11 protein-coding genes are annotated in these 17,680 nt (G+C 45.1%); 8 read left to right on the top strand and 3 right to left on the bottom strand.

From position 1 onward, the window contains the following. Positions 1-785: 785 nt before the first annotated feature. The 4 genes from QUB06_RS25475 (at position 786) to QUB06_RS25460 (ending at position 2,888) form a co-directional block, all read left to right on the top strand. Positions 786-1,280, top strand: coding sequence for a hypothetical protein (locus QUB06_RS25475; protein ID WP_333437652.1), 495 nt, complete (start codon positions 786-788; stop codon positions 1,278-1,280). Further along, positions 1,238-1,939, top strand: coding sequence for a hypothetical protein (locus QUB06_RS25470; RefSeq protein WP_333437651.1), 702 nt, complete (start codon positions 1,238-1,240; stop codon positions 1,937-1,939). Before QUB06_RS25475 ends, QUB06_RS25470 begins: the two co-directional genes overlap by 43 nt. A gap of 256 nt (positions 1,940-2,195) precedes the next feature. Beyond that, positions 2,196-2,492, top strand: coding sequence for a hypothetical protein (locus QUB06_RS25465; RefSeq protein ID WP_333437650.1), 297 nt, complete (start codon positions 2,196-2,198; stop codon positions 2,490-2,492). A gap of 108 nt (positions 2,493-2,600) precedes the next feature. After that, positions 2,601-2,888, top strand: coding sequence for a hypothetical protein (locus tag QUB06_RS25460; protein WP_333437649.1), 288 nt, complete (start codon positions 2,601-2,603; stop codon positions 2,886-2,888). A 492-nt stretch (positions 2,889-3,380) separates the two neighbouring features. Here the strand turns inward: QUB06_RS25460 and QUB06_RS25455 are convergent, their stop codons facing one another. Continuing rightward, a complete protein-coding gene (locus tag QUB06_RS25455) occupies positions 3,381-8,882 on the bottom strand; it encodes an SdrD B-like domain-containing protein (RefSeq protein WP_333437648.1) in 5,502 nt (1,833 codons plus the stop codon). Between the two features lie 532 nt (positions 8,883-9,414). Between QUB06_RS25455 and mtnA the strand changes: the two genes are divergently transcribed. Genes mtnA through QUB06_RS25440 form a run of 3 tightly spaced genes read left to right on the top strand, consistent with a single transcriptional unit; the run spans position 9,415 to position 11,863 of the window. Then, a complete protein-coding gene (gene mtnA / locus QUB06_RS25450; protein WP_333325672.1) occupies positions 9,415-10,476 on the top strand; it encodes an S-methyl-5-thioribose-1-phosphate isomerase in 1,062 nt (353 codons plus the stop codon). A gap of 49 nt (positions 10,477-10,525) precedes the next feature. Continuing rightward, positions 10,526-11,002, top strand: a complete 477-nt coding sequence (locus tag QUB06_RS25445; RefSeq protein ID WP_333437647.1) for a type IV pilin-like G/H family protein — start codon at positions 10,526-10,528, stop codon at positions 11,000-11,002. Between the two features lie 3 nt (positions 11,003-11,005). After that, positions 11,006-11,863, top strand: a complete 858-nt coding sequence (locus QUB06_RS25440; RefSeq protein ID WP_333437646.1) for a rhodanese-like domain-containing protein — start codon at positions 11,006-11,008, stop codon at positions 11,861-11,863. Positions 11,864-11,991: 128 nt separating this feature from the next. Here QUB06_RS25440 and QUB06_RS25435 read toward each other — a convergent pair whose 3' ends face one another. Beyond that, positions 11,992-12,339 (bottom strand): hypothetical protein, encoded by a 348-nt coding sequence (locus tag QUB06_RS25435; protein ID WP_015174783.1) that lies wholly within the window; start codon positions 12,337-12,339, stop codon positions 11,992-11,994. Between the two features lie 241 nt (positions 12,340-12,580). On the opposite strand from QUB06_RS25435, the gene QUB06_RS25430 reads away from it, so the two are divergent. Beyond that, a complete protein-coding gene (locus QUB06_RS25430) occupies positions 12,581-13,501 on the top strand; it encodes a cation diffusion facilitator family transporter (protein WP_333437645.1) in 921 nt (306 codons plus the stop codon). Between the two features lie 542 nt (positions 13,502-14,043). On the opposite strand, the gene QUB06_RS25425 is transcribed toward QUB06_RS25430, so the two are convergent. Continuing rightward, entirely contained in the window at positions 14,044-17,664 is a 3,621-nt protein-coding gene (locus QUB06_RS25425) for an NACHT C-terminal alpha/beta 1 domain-containing protein (protein WP_333437644.1), read from the bottom strand. Positions 17,665-17,680 lie beyond the last annotated feature (16 nt).

Below are 17,680 nucleotides of genomic sequence, written 5' to 3'. Positions count from 1 at the left end.
GTTTGGGTGAAAATTGTAATAAGCGCACTTTTTTCAGTATAACCGATAATTCATCAACTTATTTATTTTTCATTCCTTAGATTTTAGATTGAAGAATTGGGAATTGCATTACATTTTAGATTTTAGATTTTAGATTTTAGATTCAAGAAGTGGGGATTGCATTAGATTGAAGAATTGAAGAATTGAAGAATTGAAGAATTGAAGAATTGGGGATGGGGAATTGCATTAGATTGAAGAATTGAAGAATTGAAGAATTGAAGAATTGAAGAATTGAGGATTGGGAATTGCATTTGATGTTAGATTGAATAATTGGGGATTTGGGATTTGTAATTTGGGGTTTTTAGCTTTATTCTTTAATAAGACTCAGTAATTAATTATCTGAATTTCTTCAATTAAATTCAGAAGGATACAGAAGCCTAAAATATTATATCTAAATATATAAGCACAAACAAAACCATAGTATTTTGTCGGGGCTAGTTCCTGTAAATATCTACGGTTAGGTGTGGATCTCAGAGATTGGGGCTAATACTTTAGATGCAGAAAGTATATCTACTTACCAGCAATCGTTATAAATTACACCAAGTCTCCCGAACAAGGCTACAAGGCGCAGACATATTCAGTACAAGTATATCTATATTGCCACTGCCTTTACAAATAAAAATGGCTATAGTTATACTTACTGATTTTGGCAATTTTCGGGGTATTGAATCCGGCTCAATTGCCGCTCAATACCCTGTTGCTGCTAAATGCAAAGCGCGTTATAGCGAGTGGAGATCGGAGGAATTATGATGAACCTAAATTTAGATACTCTTTTCTCATCGCTGATGAACCCGGCCCTGAATGAGTTTCAGGCTTGGGCTTTGCAAAACCCGGAAGAAAGTCTCAGCAAAACGATGCTACCGGCGATCGCCCTGATTGAAGGTTTGATTGCCAACGAACCCACCTATTTGCAAGTAAAACGGCAGGCTTTCGGAGCCAATTTTTGCTGCGCGGGGCAAGTCGTGATGTCCGAGTTTGCAACGCTGGAAAAAGCACTCACATCGCCCCAGGCGCGCGGATGGCGGCTGGGTACTATTGTACTCGATCCCGATCGCGCGCCCAACCAAGATGTCGGCGGTAGGAACCTTTTCCTGCTGTCTTTGTCCGATACCTGCACTACGTCATCTTTGGGATCAACCCAGACGACGAGGAGTCGATCGAACTCCTCACCGATTTACATTACACCCGCCAAAGCCCGGTGTACTACTTCGCCGTCATCGGCAGCCTTTTGCAAAGCCTGAACCTGTTTGGACATGGAGATTTATCGGATCTAATCGAGCGCGCTGCGACTATCTATGAGAATTCCCCAGCTTTAGCCGACTTCCAAGAGGAGAGCTCGGAAAACAACGGCATGACTAAGCGGGAATTGGCGAAGCTGATGACATCGATTATGGGGATAGCGGGACTGCAAGGCCCCCTGCACCTAGGCTACACGGCAATGGGATATCAGCCTCTCCCCGCCTATAAAGGACAGCAGACGGCCGAAATTAACCCGACTGATTTTTGGGCTCAGCTCGATTTGGACGATCGCCAGTCGATCGAGCTGTTCCTCCTGGAATGCGCCCGCCTCTGGGCCCCCGTCAGCGCCACGCACCGAGTCGCGACAGAGCCTTTCACCGCAACGGTAGCGGGCAAAGAGCGCACTTTCCCTGCCGGAACCAAGGTACTGATACCGCTCAGTTTGGGGCTGCTAGACGAGGGTTTCTGGGGCTCGACGGTATACGAATTCAACGCTAAGCGGGAGAATCTGTGCCCTTTTCATATGGGTTTTCATTCGGTGGGCGATCGGAGTGCGGGACGGATTTGCCCCGGTAAAGACATCGCACTCAAGATGCTCGTGGATGTCGTCAGTACGGTAGGCAAAGTGCGGCGTGCCTCTGAGCCTAACTTGGGGCGGTAATCAATCCAAAAGCTCGCATCAGACAGCGGTTGAAACTGAGATATTACACAATTCTCAAGAACAGGCAAGATGCCTGTTCCACAAAGAATTAATTGCTTGTGGGGTGGGCATCCTGCCCGCACATAAAAGCCTTATTGAGAATGGTGCAAGATGTGAGTTGAAACCGCACGCCACACAAACTATTGAGCGATCGACTAAGAAATCAAGGGGGTATCTAATAGGAAACCCAAACACAAATACCAGGATAAATAATACCATGTTAATCGAACAAAAGCAACTAAAAGACATCGCAAATTGGATGAAAGTAGAACATCCAGCGGAGTTACCTGAAGTCCTGCAAGGTATCTTTTTTATGGACGGGAATGTTTTACCAGACGATTGTCTGACGATGTACAGTTCAGACTGGAATGCTGACCAACTGACGTTATTGCTGCGCGTTTTTGACCAGGAATTTCAAAGGTGGTACCCGCCACGTGATTTATCCGTGGAATCAATCCAAAATCGAAAATCAAAAATCCTCAAGCCCCCGCATTTATCCGTGGGCTCAATCTAAAATCTAAAATCTAAAATCTAAAATCTAAAATCGATTGACCCTGTTATCTGGACATTTCATTCATCAATGGCGGGACGGATGTTACTTTATTTAGTCAAATTTTCTCGGATGACTTACTTGTTCCGATTCTCGGATGCAACTTTGCAGCACGGACACATTACGCCGATAGTGTTTGGATGGTGTGTGCCGCAGTGGCTGGTAGATTTTTTGATCGATCGAGATCCGAACACTCCGAATGGAGATATCTGGCATCGCACAAACTCGTTTTTCGGCAGACCTGCTGAGAGCGGATATATACTCCGCAGGATTGTAGACAAAGATGGCAACTACACATCAGCTTTTCCCGATATGCTGTCTAAAGTTGAGAGTGATTGTTTAATCATGGCCAAAGAGTGAAACTATTTAGGAAAACTACAAAACCCGCTTAATTAGGCGGGTTTTGTCGATCGAAGTGGCGGGGTTTGAACCGACGACCTCTACGATGCTAAGTTTGATGTGATATCGTTTCCGGTTGCATCGGAATCATAAAATGGAGTCAACAATTAACACTCAACCATTCAGTTTTTCGACCCCGAGTCATATCAACTGCGGTAGCATGGGAATTAATATTACCCACAGGTTGGACACGGCGCCGTGCAACCGAAAACGATATTACTTCTGGCTCATCAGAGTTTATTTGCCATGATTATACAGCTTATTCCAGGTTCATAAAGTAGTAGGGAAAAGGCAATGCCTTTTCCCTACGGGGATTCATGGATCAGGGGTGTACTTCACAAACAACGTGGAATCTGCTGTAAGATGTTTGGTTTCACCCTTTTTTGGTTCGCCAACCGTCTCTTCATTCATCGTCCCTACAATATTCTTACCTAATTAATTAGCTCGAGCGCACTAGAGTAGTGCAAAATCTGTGGTAGTAATCACGCTTGCAGGCACATTGTTGAGAGTTGCCAAAAGTTGCCCGGAACCAGTAACTCGGATGAGAGTTGAACTATTCTCGGCAACAATGCTCAGTTGGGAGAAATCCAGACCACCCATTAAGCCGATCGAATCGAGACCGTATTGAAAGTCTAAAATAGTCTCGCTGCCGAGGTCAATACCCAACATAAATCGATCGTTCCCGGTACCTCCAATCAGAGTATCATTCCCCTGATCTCCAAACAGCCAATCATCCCCAGCACTGCCAAGCAAACTGTCCTCATCCTTACCGCCGTAAAGAGTATCGTTCCCAGTATCCCCGTTGACAGTATCCTGACCTTCATTGCCAAACAACAAATCGTTGCCCAAACCGCCGCATATTTGGTCTTTTCCGCCAGTAGAACCAATGGGGAGGGGGCTACCAATATCCCCGTACACTGTATCTTCCCCCTCGCCGCCACAGATAGTATCACTGCCTTCATCGCCAAACAGCAGGTTGCTGCCCAATTCGCCGACAACTAAGTCATCGCCCTTGCCGGCACGCACTGTATCATTACCATCACCACCTGCGATCGTATCTTGATTGTTCTGCCCGCTGAGGAAGTCATCGCCCGCCAAACCGAACACCAAATCATTGCCAGTCAAATCCGGCTCCAAGGGGTTAATAGTTCCCCCGTAGATAGTATCGTTACCCTGGTCGCCAATTAAAGTATCGCTTTCTTGGTCGCCGAAAATAATGTCGTCATCTTTGCCGCCGTAAACCACATCGTCGTTCTTGCCCGCAAAGATTAAATCCTCTCCAGCAACCCCATTTAGGTAATCATTACCCTCATTGCCAAACACCAAGTCCCTGTCTATATCTGGGCCAACCGGGAAAGCACTGTTAAGTCCGCCGTAAATATTATCATTGCCTCGCAACCCTGCCAACAAATCATCGCCGTCAAAACCATTTATTTCGTCACCGTTATTAGTGGCGAGAATAGTGTCGTTACCGTTAGTACCGTTGCGGGTATTAGTGACAGAATTTGGACCGCGAATACTGCTAAGGCTGGGTAAAACAATTTGCGAACAAATGCAGTCAACATCTTGTCCTTCTTGCGGTGGTGGTGGTGTTGGTGTTGGTTGGACTTGGGCGAAGAAATTGCCAAAGTTAATATTGCTAACATTAGTGCCGCTGACAGCAATAATATCAGCAGGATTGGCAGTAGTTTGCGTCCATCCAGGTTGATTGACTTCCCGAAGTCGATAAGTTCCTGGGCCTAAATTAGCGAAACTGTAGCCGCCCAAACTATCAGTTGAAGTGTTAACTTCTCCAGCATCTAAAGAGTCATTGCTGTTAGCGTCAAGGAAGATTTGCCAGTTGGGTAATAGCGGTTCTTGAGCATCCAAAACCCCATTATTATTGAGGTCATTAAACTTGCTGCCGGAGATGCTAATATTTTGGAAATTGCCGAAATTAATTCCACTACGACTTTCGCCACTGCCCAGATTAACCGGCGCCGGATTAGCTGTAGTTTGCGTCCAGCCAGTCTGCTGCACCTCCCGCACATTGTAGGTGCCGGGATTGAGGTTATTGAAGCTGTAATTACCAGAATTGTCAGTGGTAACAGTAGTTTCGCCCGAATCTAAAGAGTTGTTCCCGTTAGCATCGAGGAAAATTTGCCATCCCGAAAGACCAGTTTCCTCCGCATCCTGAGTACCGTTGCCGTTGCCGTCGTTGAATTTAAGACCGCTGATGCTGCCTTGCTGGACCGGAGTCGGAGGCAGAGGCGGAGGCGGTGTCGGAGTTGGTGTCGGAGTCGGAGTCGGCGTTGGTGTTGGCGGGACTGGTTGGTTGCCGAAATTGGCAGTGGAAGTTTGACCTGGATCTAAGGGAACGGTTCGGGGGTTAGGGGTGGTTGCCGTAAAACCTGTCGGCACCACTTCCCGGACGTTGTAGGTGCCTGTTTGCAGGTTGGGGAAGCTGTAGCTGCCATCGGTACCGGTAGTAACTTGGGTTTCTCCGGTGTCTGAAGTGCCGTTGTTGTTAGTGTCAAGGAAAATCGTGACACCAGGGATGCCAATGTCTCCGGTATCTTGAGTGCCGTTACCGTTGGTGTCGTTGAATTTAATGCCAGTTATGGTGCCCGTCTGGAGGCTATTGCCGAAATTCACCGGAGCAGGAGTAGTTTGACCTGCTGTCAGAGTCACTGAAACCGGATTGGGAGTAGTCGGTTCGCTGTTTGGCGGCACGACTTCCCGGACGTTGTAAGTGCCTGCGGGCAGGTTGCCGAAAGTGAAACTGCCGTCAGCGGCGGTAGTTGCGGAAGTTTCGCCGGCACCGAGGATGCCGTCACCGTTTGTGTCGAGGAAAACTGTAACTCCGGGAACGCCAAGTTCTCCGGCAGCTTGAGTGCCGTTGCCGTCAATGTCGTTAAATTTGATGCCAGTGATGCTGCCTAGTACGGTGGGTATGGTTTGGTTGCCGAAATTCACCGTAGCAGGAGTAGTTTGACCTGCTGTCAGAATCACTGGGGGCGGGTTTTGAGTAGTTTGCCGACTGCCAACTGGCACAACTTCCCGAACGTTGTAAGTGCCCGCAGGCAAGTTGCCGAAAGTGAAACTGCCGTCAGCGGCGGTAGTTGCGGAAGTTTCACCGGCACTGAGGATGTTGTCACCGTTAGTGTCGAGAAAAACACTCACTCCGGCGACGCCTAGTTCTCCGGCGGTTTGAGTGCCGTTGCCGTCAATGTCGTTAAATTTGATGCCGGTGATGGTACTCAGCGGTACGGGTATGGTTTGGTTGCCGAAATTCACCGTAGCAGGAGTAGTTTGACCTGCTGTCAGAATCACTGGGGGCGGGTTTTGAGTAGTTTGCCGACTGCCAACTGGCACAACTTCCCGAACGTTGTAAGTGCCCGCAGGCAAGTTGGCGAAAGTGAAACTGCCGTCAGCCCCGGTAGTTGCGGAAGTTTCACCGGCACTGAGGATATTGTCACCGTTAGTGTCGAGAAAAACACTCACTCCGGCGACGCCTAGTTCTCCGGCGGTTTGAGTGCCGTTGCCGTCAATGTCGTTAAATTTGATGCCGGTGATGGTACTCAGCGGTACGACAACGGGAACAGGCTGTGCCGAAAATTCAGAAGTGTTGCCGGCGGCGTCTGTTGCTGTCGCGGTGATTAATTGGCCTGCGGTGACTGCTGCTGGGAAAGTTTGATTGAAGGCAGCGTTGCCGGCGGCGTCAGTAGTTACCGGGATAGAAGCGATGAAGGTTTGACCTTGGGTGCCGGGGGGAGTGTTGGCGAAAAATTGGAGGGTGAACGTGGTATTGGGGGTGCTGTTGTAAGTTCCCGCGACGGTGACGCTGCCAGCGCTGGCGGTAGCGGTGGTGAGTACGGGGGTGTTTTGGAGGTTGTTTGCACCGGTGTCTGCGTCGCCGGGATCGTTGGGGGTGGGGCCGTTGTTGCCGAGGTCGATGCCTAAGCCGGCGTTGGCGAAGATCGAGTTGTTTTGGATGCTATTGCCGGTGCCGGAATTAACTGTGACCCCAGCTATAGCGTTATTGGCTATTGTATTCTCCAGGCCAGGTGCTGTGCCACCGATCGCATTATTGGAAGAGTCAACCAATACGCCCGGAGCGTTATTCGCCACTGCGGTAGTGCCGTCGGTTCCGACGCCGATGAAGTTTCCCCGTACAAAGTTACCTGTAGCCCCGGCATTAATGATGACACCGCTATTGCTATTGCCAGAAATGACGTTGCGCTCGCCTGCCGTCGAGTCCCCGCCAATTGTATTGTTGGTGGCATTCGCAGTGATGGCAACGCCAAAACCGCCGTTGGCGATGGCTGCCGTACCTGCGGTATTGGTGCCGATGAAATTGCCCCGCACACTGTTCCCTGTGGCACCGACCGAGATGCTGATGCCACTGCCAACATTGCCAGAAATAATGTTCCGAACCGCTGCTGTATTGCCGCCGATCGTATTGTTGATCCCATTGTCTATGACGACGCCAGCACCGTTGCTCAAGGCTGTTCCAGCGGCATTGAGGCCGATGAAATTGGCTTGGACAGCGTTGCTGCTGCTATTGCCAACAATGCTGATGCCGCTGTTAGCATTGCCGGAAATGACGTTGCCAGCACCTGTTACACTACCGCCAATCGTATTATTGTTTGCGCTTCCCTGGAGAGCTACGCCCACACTATTTGCAACTGCATTGTTACCGCTGACATCTGTACCGATGTAGTTGCCTAGGAGTTGGTTGTTGATGGCTGCCGTGCCAGAAATGACGGCCCCAGTACCGTTACCGGAAATAATATTGCGGGTAGCCTCCGTGCTGCCTCCAACTATATTGTTAGCTGCCTCTTGGATAACTACTCCGGCACCGATGTTGGCTACTGCAGCCGTGCCCGCTGCATTAGTGCCTATAAAGTTGCCCAGTACAGAGTTGCTCCCGCCAGCAATGATGACACCGAAAGTAGTATTGCCGGAAATGACATTGCGATCGCCCGGGTTAGGCCCGCCAATTATGTTACCGGTCGCACCGGACTGAATGACGAGGCCAAATACGCCGTTGGGCCTGGCCAGAGTGCCGGTGGCATCAAGACCGATGTAATTGCCAGATACTGTGTTCCCATTGCTTTCAACGGAGATGCCGGCGGTGGTGAAGCCATTGATTATTAGTCCCCGCACCGTGCTGCCACCGCTACCAGCAGATAGGTTCAGACCGTTTGCAAGTGTATTGTTGCCAGATAGCTCGATCAGCGGGGTGCCTGCAAATCCAGTCTGAGAAGTGCCGTTAATTGTTACAGAACGGATAATAGGTGGCAAGGCAGTGGCAAGCGCGATCGTCTGCACGCCTGTACCGGGAATGGCAAAGTTAATATTGTGCGGTGGTGTGGCAGTGGCGTTGGCTTGAGTAATTGCATCTCGGAGCGAACCCGGCCCAGCATCGTTGGTATTAAAAACAGTAAACGTCGCCAAGGTATGTCCATAGTTTGCCATTACCTCCGGCTCGATCGCCAATCCTGTTTTAATCGCTCCAGTAGCGTATTCAAGTACCCAATTCCCGCCTTTTTGGGCGCTCCCCGTAATATCTGAAGAAGCAGCAATATTAGCTTTTGTTAACTTGCTTAGCTTTTGTACAAAAGCCTCTCCTTTTTCACCTGCTGCTACGTTACATCCGTATAGCAGAATTTCAAATCGATTTTTAATTGAGTTTACAGATGACGAAAACCACTGTTTCAAACAGTCGCTATATGTTTCTAAATAGTCGGAATTCAGGATAGTTGGCCCTAGCTGCAAACTTCCAGATTCCCCGTGAGAAATAATGTGAACGCTTTCTATACCTTGGCGACTCTGCAGTGCTTCGGCAATTTGTTCGATGCCGTCCCGCGTGCGATCGACTAAAATTACCTCCATCCCCGCTTTAACACCGACCGCCAGACTTAGCCAATCTTCAACGGCTGAATCTACGAAGACTATGTGTAGGTTTTTCATAATTACCTTTCCCCCATGTACCTAAGTAGGTTTTCAAAATGTTGTTTCCGTGCGATGATAATCGCTACTTCAATCCACCACAAATACGGCTACCACAAAACCAGCCTTCAACTCAGTAAAAGTTGTACAGACAAAGCTTTACAATTATCTATTTTTGTGCTTCTTGTAAATCTGTTGAACCTGGAAAGTTGCTCGATCGCACTTTTTCATTCTCAACTTAAAAAAACCAGACCCCTGGTACAGCTAGCTTGTTCCCGATTACGGAAATTTTTCAGAAAACGTAAGTATAATTTACACAACTTAATGTTCGGTTTTTTACTAAGTACAGTTTTGTGAAAAAGAATCCAAATCTGTATAAGTTCCAAACCCAGAGAGTGGTAGGTATACAGCAATTATTCAATCTCAAATCTCCTGTCTCGAATCTCAAACCGCAGGACTGGGATTTTGGCAAATTCAGCGTATCGCTCATAACATAGAGGAATAGTCGCCTTCATGGCATCATAGAAACTTGTCCCTCACATAATTGAAATAGATGACCGCTCAAAACTCCCCTGTTTCCCCCGTCACTTGGATAGAAGACCGAGTTCTGCTAATTGACCAAAACCGACTGCCGAAAGAATACGCTGTAGTCGAAATTAGCCGCTGCGAAGATATGGCTGAGGCGATTAAAACTATGATAGTCCGAGGTGCTCCGGCGATCGGGGTTGCCGCAGCTTACGGGATGTATTTGGGGGCGCGAGAAATCGAAACGGGCGATCGTACCGAATTTCTCGCTAAACTAGAACAAGTTGGCGAGTTATTGCGATCGACTCGTCCCACTGCGGTTAATTTGTTTTGGGCAATATCGCGAATGCTCAAAACTGCCGAGAGAACTAGCGGTTCTGTCGAACAAGTGCAAAAAACATTGTTAGAAATGGCTAAAACCATTCAAGCAGAAGACTTGCAAACTTGTAAAGATATCGGCGACAAAGGTTTAGAAGTTCTGCCAGCTACACCGGAAAAATTGAACTTACTAACTCACTGCAATGCAGGTGCATTAGCAACAGCAGGCTACGGAACTGCTTTAGGTGTATTTCGTTCTGCTTGGCGAGAAGGAAGACTCGGAAGAGTTTTTGCAGACGAAACTCGGCCCCGTCTCCAAGGTGCAAAACTGACCACTTGGGAATGCGTGCAAGAAGGAATTCCTGTCACATTAATAGCCGACAATATGGCTGCTCACTGCATGAAACTCGGCATGATTCACGCAGTAGTTGTCGGTGCAGACAGAATTGCTGCTAACGGCGACGCCGCCAATAAAATTGGCACTTACAGTTTAGCAATTGTTGCCAAAGCTCACAACGTCCCGTTTTTTGTTGCCGCGCCTCTGTCAACAATTGATTTTGAACTTTCCGACGGCAGCAAAATCCCCATTGAAGAACGCGATCCCGTTGAAATGTATCAAGTTGGAACTACGCGAATTTGTCCTGTGGGAGTCGAATTTTACAATCCCGCTTTTGACGTAACTCCGGCGGAATTAATATCGGGAATAATCACTGAACACGGCACCGTTGCTCCTGGGGCGTTGAAACAGTTTCAGGCTAAACAATTAGTTTGATTGTATGTTGCTCAACCGCTCCTTCCACCTGTTATCTGTGAAATTAAGCATGATTCCTAGCAGCCGCAACTGGCAGATCAAAGTTGCGATCGCAGTTCTAACTCTGCCAGTTGTTTTCAGTCCAGTCTCGGAAGCTCAAGTCTCACCAACGCTTAAACCTAAAGAATCCCAAGCGAAAAATTTTGTGGGTTCGATGAATAAAGCCCAGCAAGTTTACTATGCTGAAAAAGCAGGCTTTACAAGTTCTGTTTCCAATCTATTGGTTTATCTCGGTCTCCAAGTTAAACCTAACTCAGCCAATTACAGCTACTCGATCGGCATGGTGAAAAAAGGTGCTGTATTTAACTACGGAGTATCGAAGCAAGCTAATCTCAAAAGTTTTGTGGGGGGAGTCTTTTTGGTGGCAAACAAGACCCAAACAATCTTGTGTATAAATGCTGCTCCTGGAAAGACTAAACCTGCTAATCCAACTAATACCAAAGGCGTTTTAGCCTGCGGTGCTAATACAGCAAAAGTTGCTCAATAAATTATGTCTAATTTAGTGGGTAATTTAGCAAATAACTGGATAGTAAATGCAGATTTAGCTAAGCAATGGCTGGAACAAGAAGCTACTCTTCTAGATGCTCGCGCACCCATTTTAAAGTGGTTTGGCCGTCTCCCACCAGCTATTCCCGTAACTTGGCAGGAATTTTCGCGTTCCGACTTTCCCCACAAGGGAAAAATTATCGAAAATAACACAATTTTAACTCAAAAACTGCAAGCAATTGGTATTTGTCAAGACAAACCTGTGATAGTGGTTGCCGATTCTGTGAAAGGGTGGGGCGAAGACGGGCGAATGGTTTGGATGTTGCGGACTTTGGGACATGAAAAAGCTGTTTTTGTGGGTGGAGGATATCGAGCTTTAATCAAAGCTGGAATTAATCGATTTAAATCTGCAAACAATCCACCGCAAACAGGAGATTTTGTAATATCTCGCCGCTCGCATTGGGAAATCCAGCGGGATGAGTTGAAAGCTATTTTAGGCAATGATAATGTAGTAGTTATTGATGCCAGAGAACCCCGAGAATATGCAGGTCAAACGCCTTACGGAGAAAAGCGGGGCGGCCACATTCCCGGTGCGGTTCACCTCTATTACAAACAGTTAATGGACAAACAGGGACAACTGCTGGCTCGCGGGGAAATTGTCGCTATTTTGCAGCAAAAAGGAGTTTCGCAGTCAACTCAAATTGTGAGTTATTGCTCCGGGGGAATTCGCTCTGCATGGTTGACTTGTGTCTTGACAAATTTGGGATTTAATGCTAAGAATTATGCAGGTTCAATGTGGGAATGGTCGGCGTCGCCTGCAGATAGTTATCCTCTTTCAATAAGCCTTTCAGGGGCGGGCTAGAAGCCCAACCCCTACTCCCCACAAGAAAATTTAATGTTTGTGGAACAGGCCGGAAAGCCGGTGCGAGCGAGAATGGTATCTGAACTCAGATTCAACCTATTAACTACACACGATCGAGGTTGAGATTCTCAACCGACTTGTTCGATATACTGAGCGAGATCGTCGCGCAGGCGGCTGAGTTCGGCTTCGGTGGTCACGCGCACGCGATCGTCCCTAACCGTAATCAGCACTTTGGCAGCAAAAGGAGTTGGCCAGATATTCGGGTTGCAGAAAACTTCCAAAAATACATCCCCTGCATACCGATATTCCATCGGTTTTTGGGGAGAAGCTTTAGCGCCAGCGGTTTTGGCTGCTACAGCTTTCAAGCTTTCCATCAAAGCTGCAATCTCGCTTTGCAAATCCCGCGCGGCTTGCGGGGAAAAGCTAAAGGAGACAGAACCTTCGACTAAATTCAGTGTCAGCGGAGAAAGAGACATGGGCAATGAAATTTAACATACTATTGTTAATGATAAAAAATATAGTAACCCAAAAGAAGTACATTCCAGCTCAATTGGACTGCGAAACTGCTATTAATTAAAAATTGTCTCAAGAAGCTAGGCTAAATTAATGAATATAAATCTAGTTAGAAGCTAGATTCAGCAATACTTTTAACCTGTTATGACTTGATAAGCTTTAAACTAGGAGCCAGAAAACTTGACGGCTGATCGAGGAGATTTTATGGTTGCCGATAACCGTTCCGAAGTCCGCAAGGTTTTAATAATTACTTTATTGCTAAATTTGCTGGTGATGGCAATTAAAGCAGCGGTGGGATGGCTGACGGGTTCCCTCAGTTTGCTGGCAGATGCTTTGCACAGCGTCACGGACAGCGCTAATAATATTTTAGGATTGGTAACTAATCATTATGCCAATCCGCAGCCCGATCGCGATCATCCCTACGGACACCAAAAATTTGATGCTCTCGGAGCTCTGGGAATTGCAGCTTTTCTGGGAATTGCCTGTTTTGAAATTCTCAGCGGTGCTGTCGAAAGGGTGATTAACGGCGGTAAAGTTGTCAAAATATCCCCAAATGAACTGTGGATTTTGCTGATTGTACTGGGGATTAATATTTTTGTCACCTTTTACGAGCGCAGAGTTGGCCAACGTCTCGGTAGTGCGATTTTAGTGGCTGACGCTCAGCACACGATGAGCGATGTTTGGGTGACAATTATGGTCATCGGCGGGTTGATTGGTGTTTGGCAAGGGCAGGTTTGGAATATACCTCAATTGCAATCCCTGGATGTGTTTTTGTCTTTTCCTGTGGCTGTTTTGGTATTTAGCAGCGGTTGGAAGGTTTTAACAGAAAATCTGCCTTGGTTGGTGGATGAAATGGCGATCGCACCGGAAGTTATTCATGCGATCGCGATCGATGTACCGGGGGTTGTTAACTGTCACTCGATCGCCTCCCGTGGCGTTGTAGGGCGTCAAGTATTTATTGATATGCACATGATTGTCGATGCTGTCGATGTAGAAACTGCTCACCGGATTACAGAAGAAGTAGAAGCCCGTTTGGAAGAACGTTTCAGCCCTGTACGCATCTTAATTCACGTTGAGCCGCCGGCTTACCAATCCGACGAAATTAGCTACGATTCTGAAAAATGAAGGCACAACCAGTGATTTTGACACGGATACACGGATTAATTGAAGAATCGGGAAAGTATTTTTACTTACCGCAATTCCTCCAATTTTTTAAATCCTATCAATCGGGTTAGAGCGATCGCACTTAATTTAGTAGCAGTTTTCCACAGGAAAAGGGGGGTTTTCCACAGAAAAGGGCAAGTTTTCCACAATAGATCGATCGGCTGTCGTCGATTTCTGTCTTTCTATTTGTATAAATTCCAAGTATTTTGAATTTCTGTAGCCATTTCCCCCCGCAAATGCCAAGGTAGCAAAATCTCCACTTTTGAACCGAGAGCTCGCAGCCATCTCAAGGGGTAGTGCGGATGGAATTTTTACTTTATTTTATCTGGTGCTAGCCTATCTACTCTCGATCGTAGCGGAAATTCTCCTACTCTGTTTTAGCGGACGATTCTCTTAATTCAGAGAAAGATGAAGAAATGTTTCCATCGAGTTGGATTTGGGGGAGTGAGTGCGATCGCGCCTGAGTTGGTGAAAAAGCGATCGCCTTCTGCCAAAATCAAAATTCAAGCCTCCAAAATCGATCGATTCAGCCATTTCAAAACTGCATCAATGAGATTCGGATGGTTAGGAGAAATGCGTTTTACATTGTCGCATGGTCGATCGGTGATGATGGCGATCATGCCTCCAAAAGCACTCAGTGCAGTTAGAAAAGGTTCGCTGAATTCGCGATCGATTTTAGAGTTGTAGAACACCAACGCTACTCGTTTTTCTAGGTTTCTCAAATTCAGTCGCCAATAGGCTTTGAGCAGTGGCATAGTTGTGGGTGTTCCTTCTTGTCGTTCTGGACAACCTTGCTCTACCATTTGGATATAGATATCAGTGGCAGGATTATCTGGAGGGTTAAATTCGCTACCATCAATACAAATCAGTTGTACTGCTTGATTTAATTCTTCATTATGGGAAACCGCAGACTGAAGAACTGAAGATTGCTCAACAATGTTGAGGTATTGAGCAGTAGAAGAGTTAGCAACTGAGATGTTTTCAAGTGCCTCTAAGTCAGTACAGGAGGGTTGAACACAACAAGCGTCATAAAATTCCGTATAACTCAAGTGATTAGCACAATGCCAAAGCAGTGAATGAGCAATTATATATAAATCCTTGTCCAACTTAGCAACTGCATCTTCTACATAATCCTTTAAACCCAAAACTAGCCTTTGCAGTTGTGCTTTGTGAGTAATTTGTTTTAATTCGGCGGCAACCAACCATTGAATTTGATTATATTTGATTAAATTTACTAATTTCTCAATAATCGATTTTTTTGATAATAATTCAATTTTAATCAAAATTTTAATACAAATAAGGCGCAATATATTATCTTTATTTGTTTGGATAATTTCAATTATTTTATCGATAACTTCAAAATTATTTTGTTGAATTTTGGCTAGCGCAGTTTCTTCGCAATTAAATAATTTTCCGGTAAAACTATTTTGCATCAAATTTGTAATATTTAATTTTTCTGAAACGCTAATTATTGATACAAACTCTCTATATTGTTGCTCTATAAAATCACTTTTTATATTTTTTCTGTCATTACTTATGGTTGGCTTTAACTCTTCGGGTATATTATAATCTTTTTCTACTTTATCAACAATTACTTGAAGAAATTTATTAATACATTCTACAATAAAGCCTTGGTTTTCCCAATAGTCAAATAAACATTCAATTAATAAATATATTATTCCTGATTTTTGTGAATTATCTAACAAGTCAATGATTGCTATGTTAACTTTTAAAATATCAATATCAAGTCTCTTGACTACACTAATAGCAGGAATAATATTTATGTGATTGTCTCGATTTTGACTTAGGAAATTAATCAAAGCATCCAATACTTCTTGATTGTTGACTAAAGCGTTATGATTTAGGCTGAGTTTGTCTAAATGTGAAATAGCTAGCGATTGAATCATAAGATTTTGACTATTTAAAAATGATATTAACTTACCAATAACCACTTTTTCCCAAATCTGAGAATCCATTAAAACATTAATAATCGCAACATTTTGTAATTCGTATTGCTCATCTTCGTTCAATAAAGCATTAACTAAAAAATCAACGGCAATTTGCTTAAACTTATCATTTTTTAAAGCTATTTTTGCTACTTCTATGGCACGTCCCTCATTATCATCTTTTAATAATTTAGGGATTAATACTTTTAAGCATTCATGCTCCGGGTTGATTTTAAATAAAACTTCCAAAAGCCTAGATAGTTTGTAGAGTTCTAAATCCGTATTATTATTGATGACTTCACTTATAATATCACAGGCTTCTTTGGGAGCGTAATATTTTAACGATTCTATGATGAATTCCTCATAACCAGGAAGCATTAATTTGTATACTTTTGTTTTTATATTATCATCCAAGCAAACGAAATACACCCCTTCAGTAATAAATTCTATTTCGCCCGATTGACACCAGTAAACTATATTTAATGGTAGCAGCTTAAGCCGATACATATTTTTCCATTTGTCTTCCTTAAGATTGGTTATTGTGTCGATCAATTCTTTCTTTAGGAGTGCTGAGATTTGGGAGCTTTCTAACCATAATATAGCTACTTCTAGCCATTGGATTTCAAAGAATCGATAGCGCTCCATGAAAAATTGATAATTCTCAATTACTAAAGATGCAAAATATTCCTGGAATGTAGGATGAAAGAATGCGTAAACAGGTTCATCTGTTGCAGCTTCTCGATCTACCAAATTCAGCCAACCGAGATCCCAGGCTAATTTAAAAAGCCTATCGCCCATTTCTTTTTCAATTAAACTCAGCGGCAACCGAAATCTAGCATCGCTATCCAATCCTGCTATAGACAAACGACCGAGGGCTTGATGTAATTCTTCTCGCAAACCTGGTTGAGTCGCCCAATCAATAACCGTTTGGGATGGTTTCCACTCATAGAAATAGCGGACAAAGTGTTGATATAGTTCGGCTTTGGTTTCTGGTAATTCGACTTGCTGGTTTTGGCTGAATATTTGACACATTAGAGATAAGCGAAGCGGATTTTTTACGAGTTGGCGGATGCGTTCTTTTTGCGGTTCTTGCAGCTTTTTCTGTAACTCCTGTCCCCGTTGAATATTTTTTGCTTCCGCAAACCACTGCTGAATAAAATCATCTACTTGCTCTTGTTTAAACTCCTGAGTTTTGTAAGTATCAAAGCCTGTGAGGGGATTGTTGAGACGGGCATCCCAAACATTGGTTCGACAGGTCAAAACAACCCGCACATTACCCAACCAATCAGTAAGCTGGTTTTTGATTTCCTCTAAGGATAAACAACTATTCGCCCCTACAGCCATTTCATCGACACCATCGAGTAACAGCCACACTCCACCTTGACGCAACCGTTTCTGTAGAGATGTTTTGTGAGACTTCTCTACATCAATATCAGGATAAACCAGAGCCATAGCTTCCAGTAACCATTCCTGAAGGATATAGTCTTTCAGTGTCTTTCCTTGCAAACTTGCCAGCGCAATGCAAATCGGCAAGTCTCGATTATTTTCCTGAATGTGAGTGGCGATTTTATCTAACAGCGTTGTCTTTCCTGCTCCTGGTTCGCCCACAATAGCAATATGCTGATTTTTTCCAGTAGGGTTTTGTCCAATAACGTCAGTCACGAATTCATTATGCTCGTAAATTCTGGTAACAACTTCCGGTTCTAATTGATGTAACAGTTCCATAGGCACATTGCCACTGCGCCGCTGCTGCTGTTTCCGTTCGATTAAACCTAGCGGTACAAAAACATTGATTTCAAATCCCATTTCTGTCGCTCTCCGCCTAAAGCGTTGCTCCTCTTGCTGTTCCTTTAACATTTCTTGGCAAACTCGCTGCCAATCAATGGCAATGTTTGGCTGTGGCTCTAGCTCGGAATTTTGCAAGTTTGAGTCATGTTCGGCAATAAATTTTATCGGTTCAAATCCTAATGCTTTAAGAATTAAGATGACTTTACTGCGATCGCGTGGCGTACCTTCAAGAAAGCGTTTTATGGTACTGACACTCACATGAGCTTGTTCTTCAAGATTTTCTTGAGACCAGCCCCGTTTATCGGGATTTAGTGGCTTTTCCAATTCAGCCATCCGTTGACGAACTTTATCCAAACCTGCGCCATCAATCCGAACACTGCGAGATGCCATAGTTTGGCTCATTCCT

The sequence above is a fragment of the Microcoleus sp. D2_18a_D3 genome (genome assembly GCF_036702455.1).
GTDB lineage: Bacteria > Cyanobacteriota > Cyanobacteriia > Cyanobacteriales > Microcoleaceae > Microcoleus.
Note: the sequence above shows the minus strand (reverse complement) of the source record. Positions and strands in the feature narration are given on the sequence as shown.

Coding starts and splice junctions, on each gene's coding strand:
- QUB06_RS25475 (WP_333437652.1), top strand. CDS start 786: ATGATGAACCTAAATTTAGATACTCTTTTCTCATCGCTGATGAACCCG.
- QUB06_RS25465 (WP_333437650.1), top strand. CDS start 2,196: ATGTTAATCGAACAAAAGCAACTAAAAGACATCGCAAATTGGATGAAA.
- QUB06_RS25460 (WP_333437649.1), top strand. CDS start 2,601: ATGACTTACTTGTTCCGATTCTCGGATGCAACTTTGCAGCACGGACAC.
- QUB06_RS25455 (WP_333437648.1), bottom strand. CDS start 8,882: ATGAAAAACCTACACATAGTCTTCGTAGATTCAGCCGTTGAAGATTGG.
- mtnA (WP_333325672.1), top strand. CDS start 9,415: ATGACCGCTCAAAACTCCCCTGTTTCCCCCGTCACTTGGATAGAAGAC.
- QUB06_RS25445 (WP_333437647.1), top strand. CDS start 10,526: ATGATTCCTAGCAGCCGCAACTGGCAGATCAAAGTTGCGATCGCAGTT.
- QUB06_RS25440 (WP_333437646.1), top strand. CDS start 11,006: ATGTCTAATTTAGTGGGTAATTTAGCAAATAACTGGATAGTAAATGCA.
- QUB06_RS25435 (WP_015174783.1), bottom strand. CDS start 12,339: ATGTCTCTTTCTCCGCTGACACTGAATTTAGTCGAAGGTTCTGTCTCC.
- QUB06_RS25430 (WP_333437645.1), top strand. CDS start 12,581: ATGGTTGCCGATAACCGTTCCGAAGTCCGCAAGGTTTTAATAATTACT.
- QUB06_RS25425 (WP_333437644.1), bottom strand. CDS start 17,664: ATGGCATCTCGCAGTGTTCGGATTGATGGCGCAGGTTTGGATAAAGTT.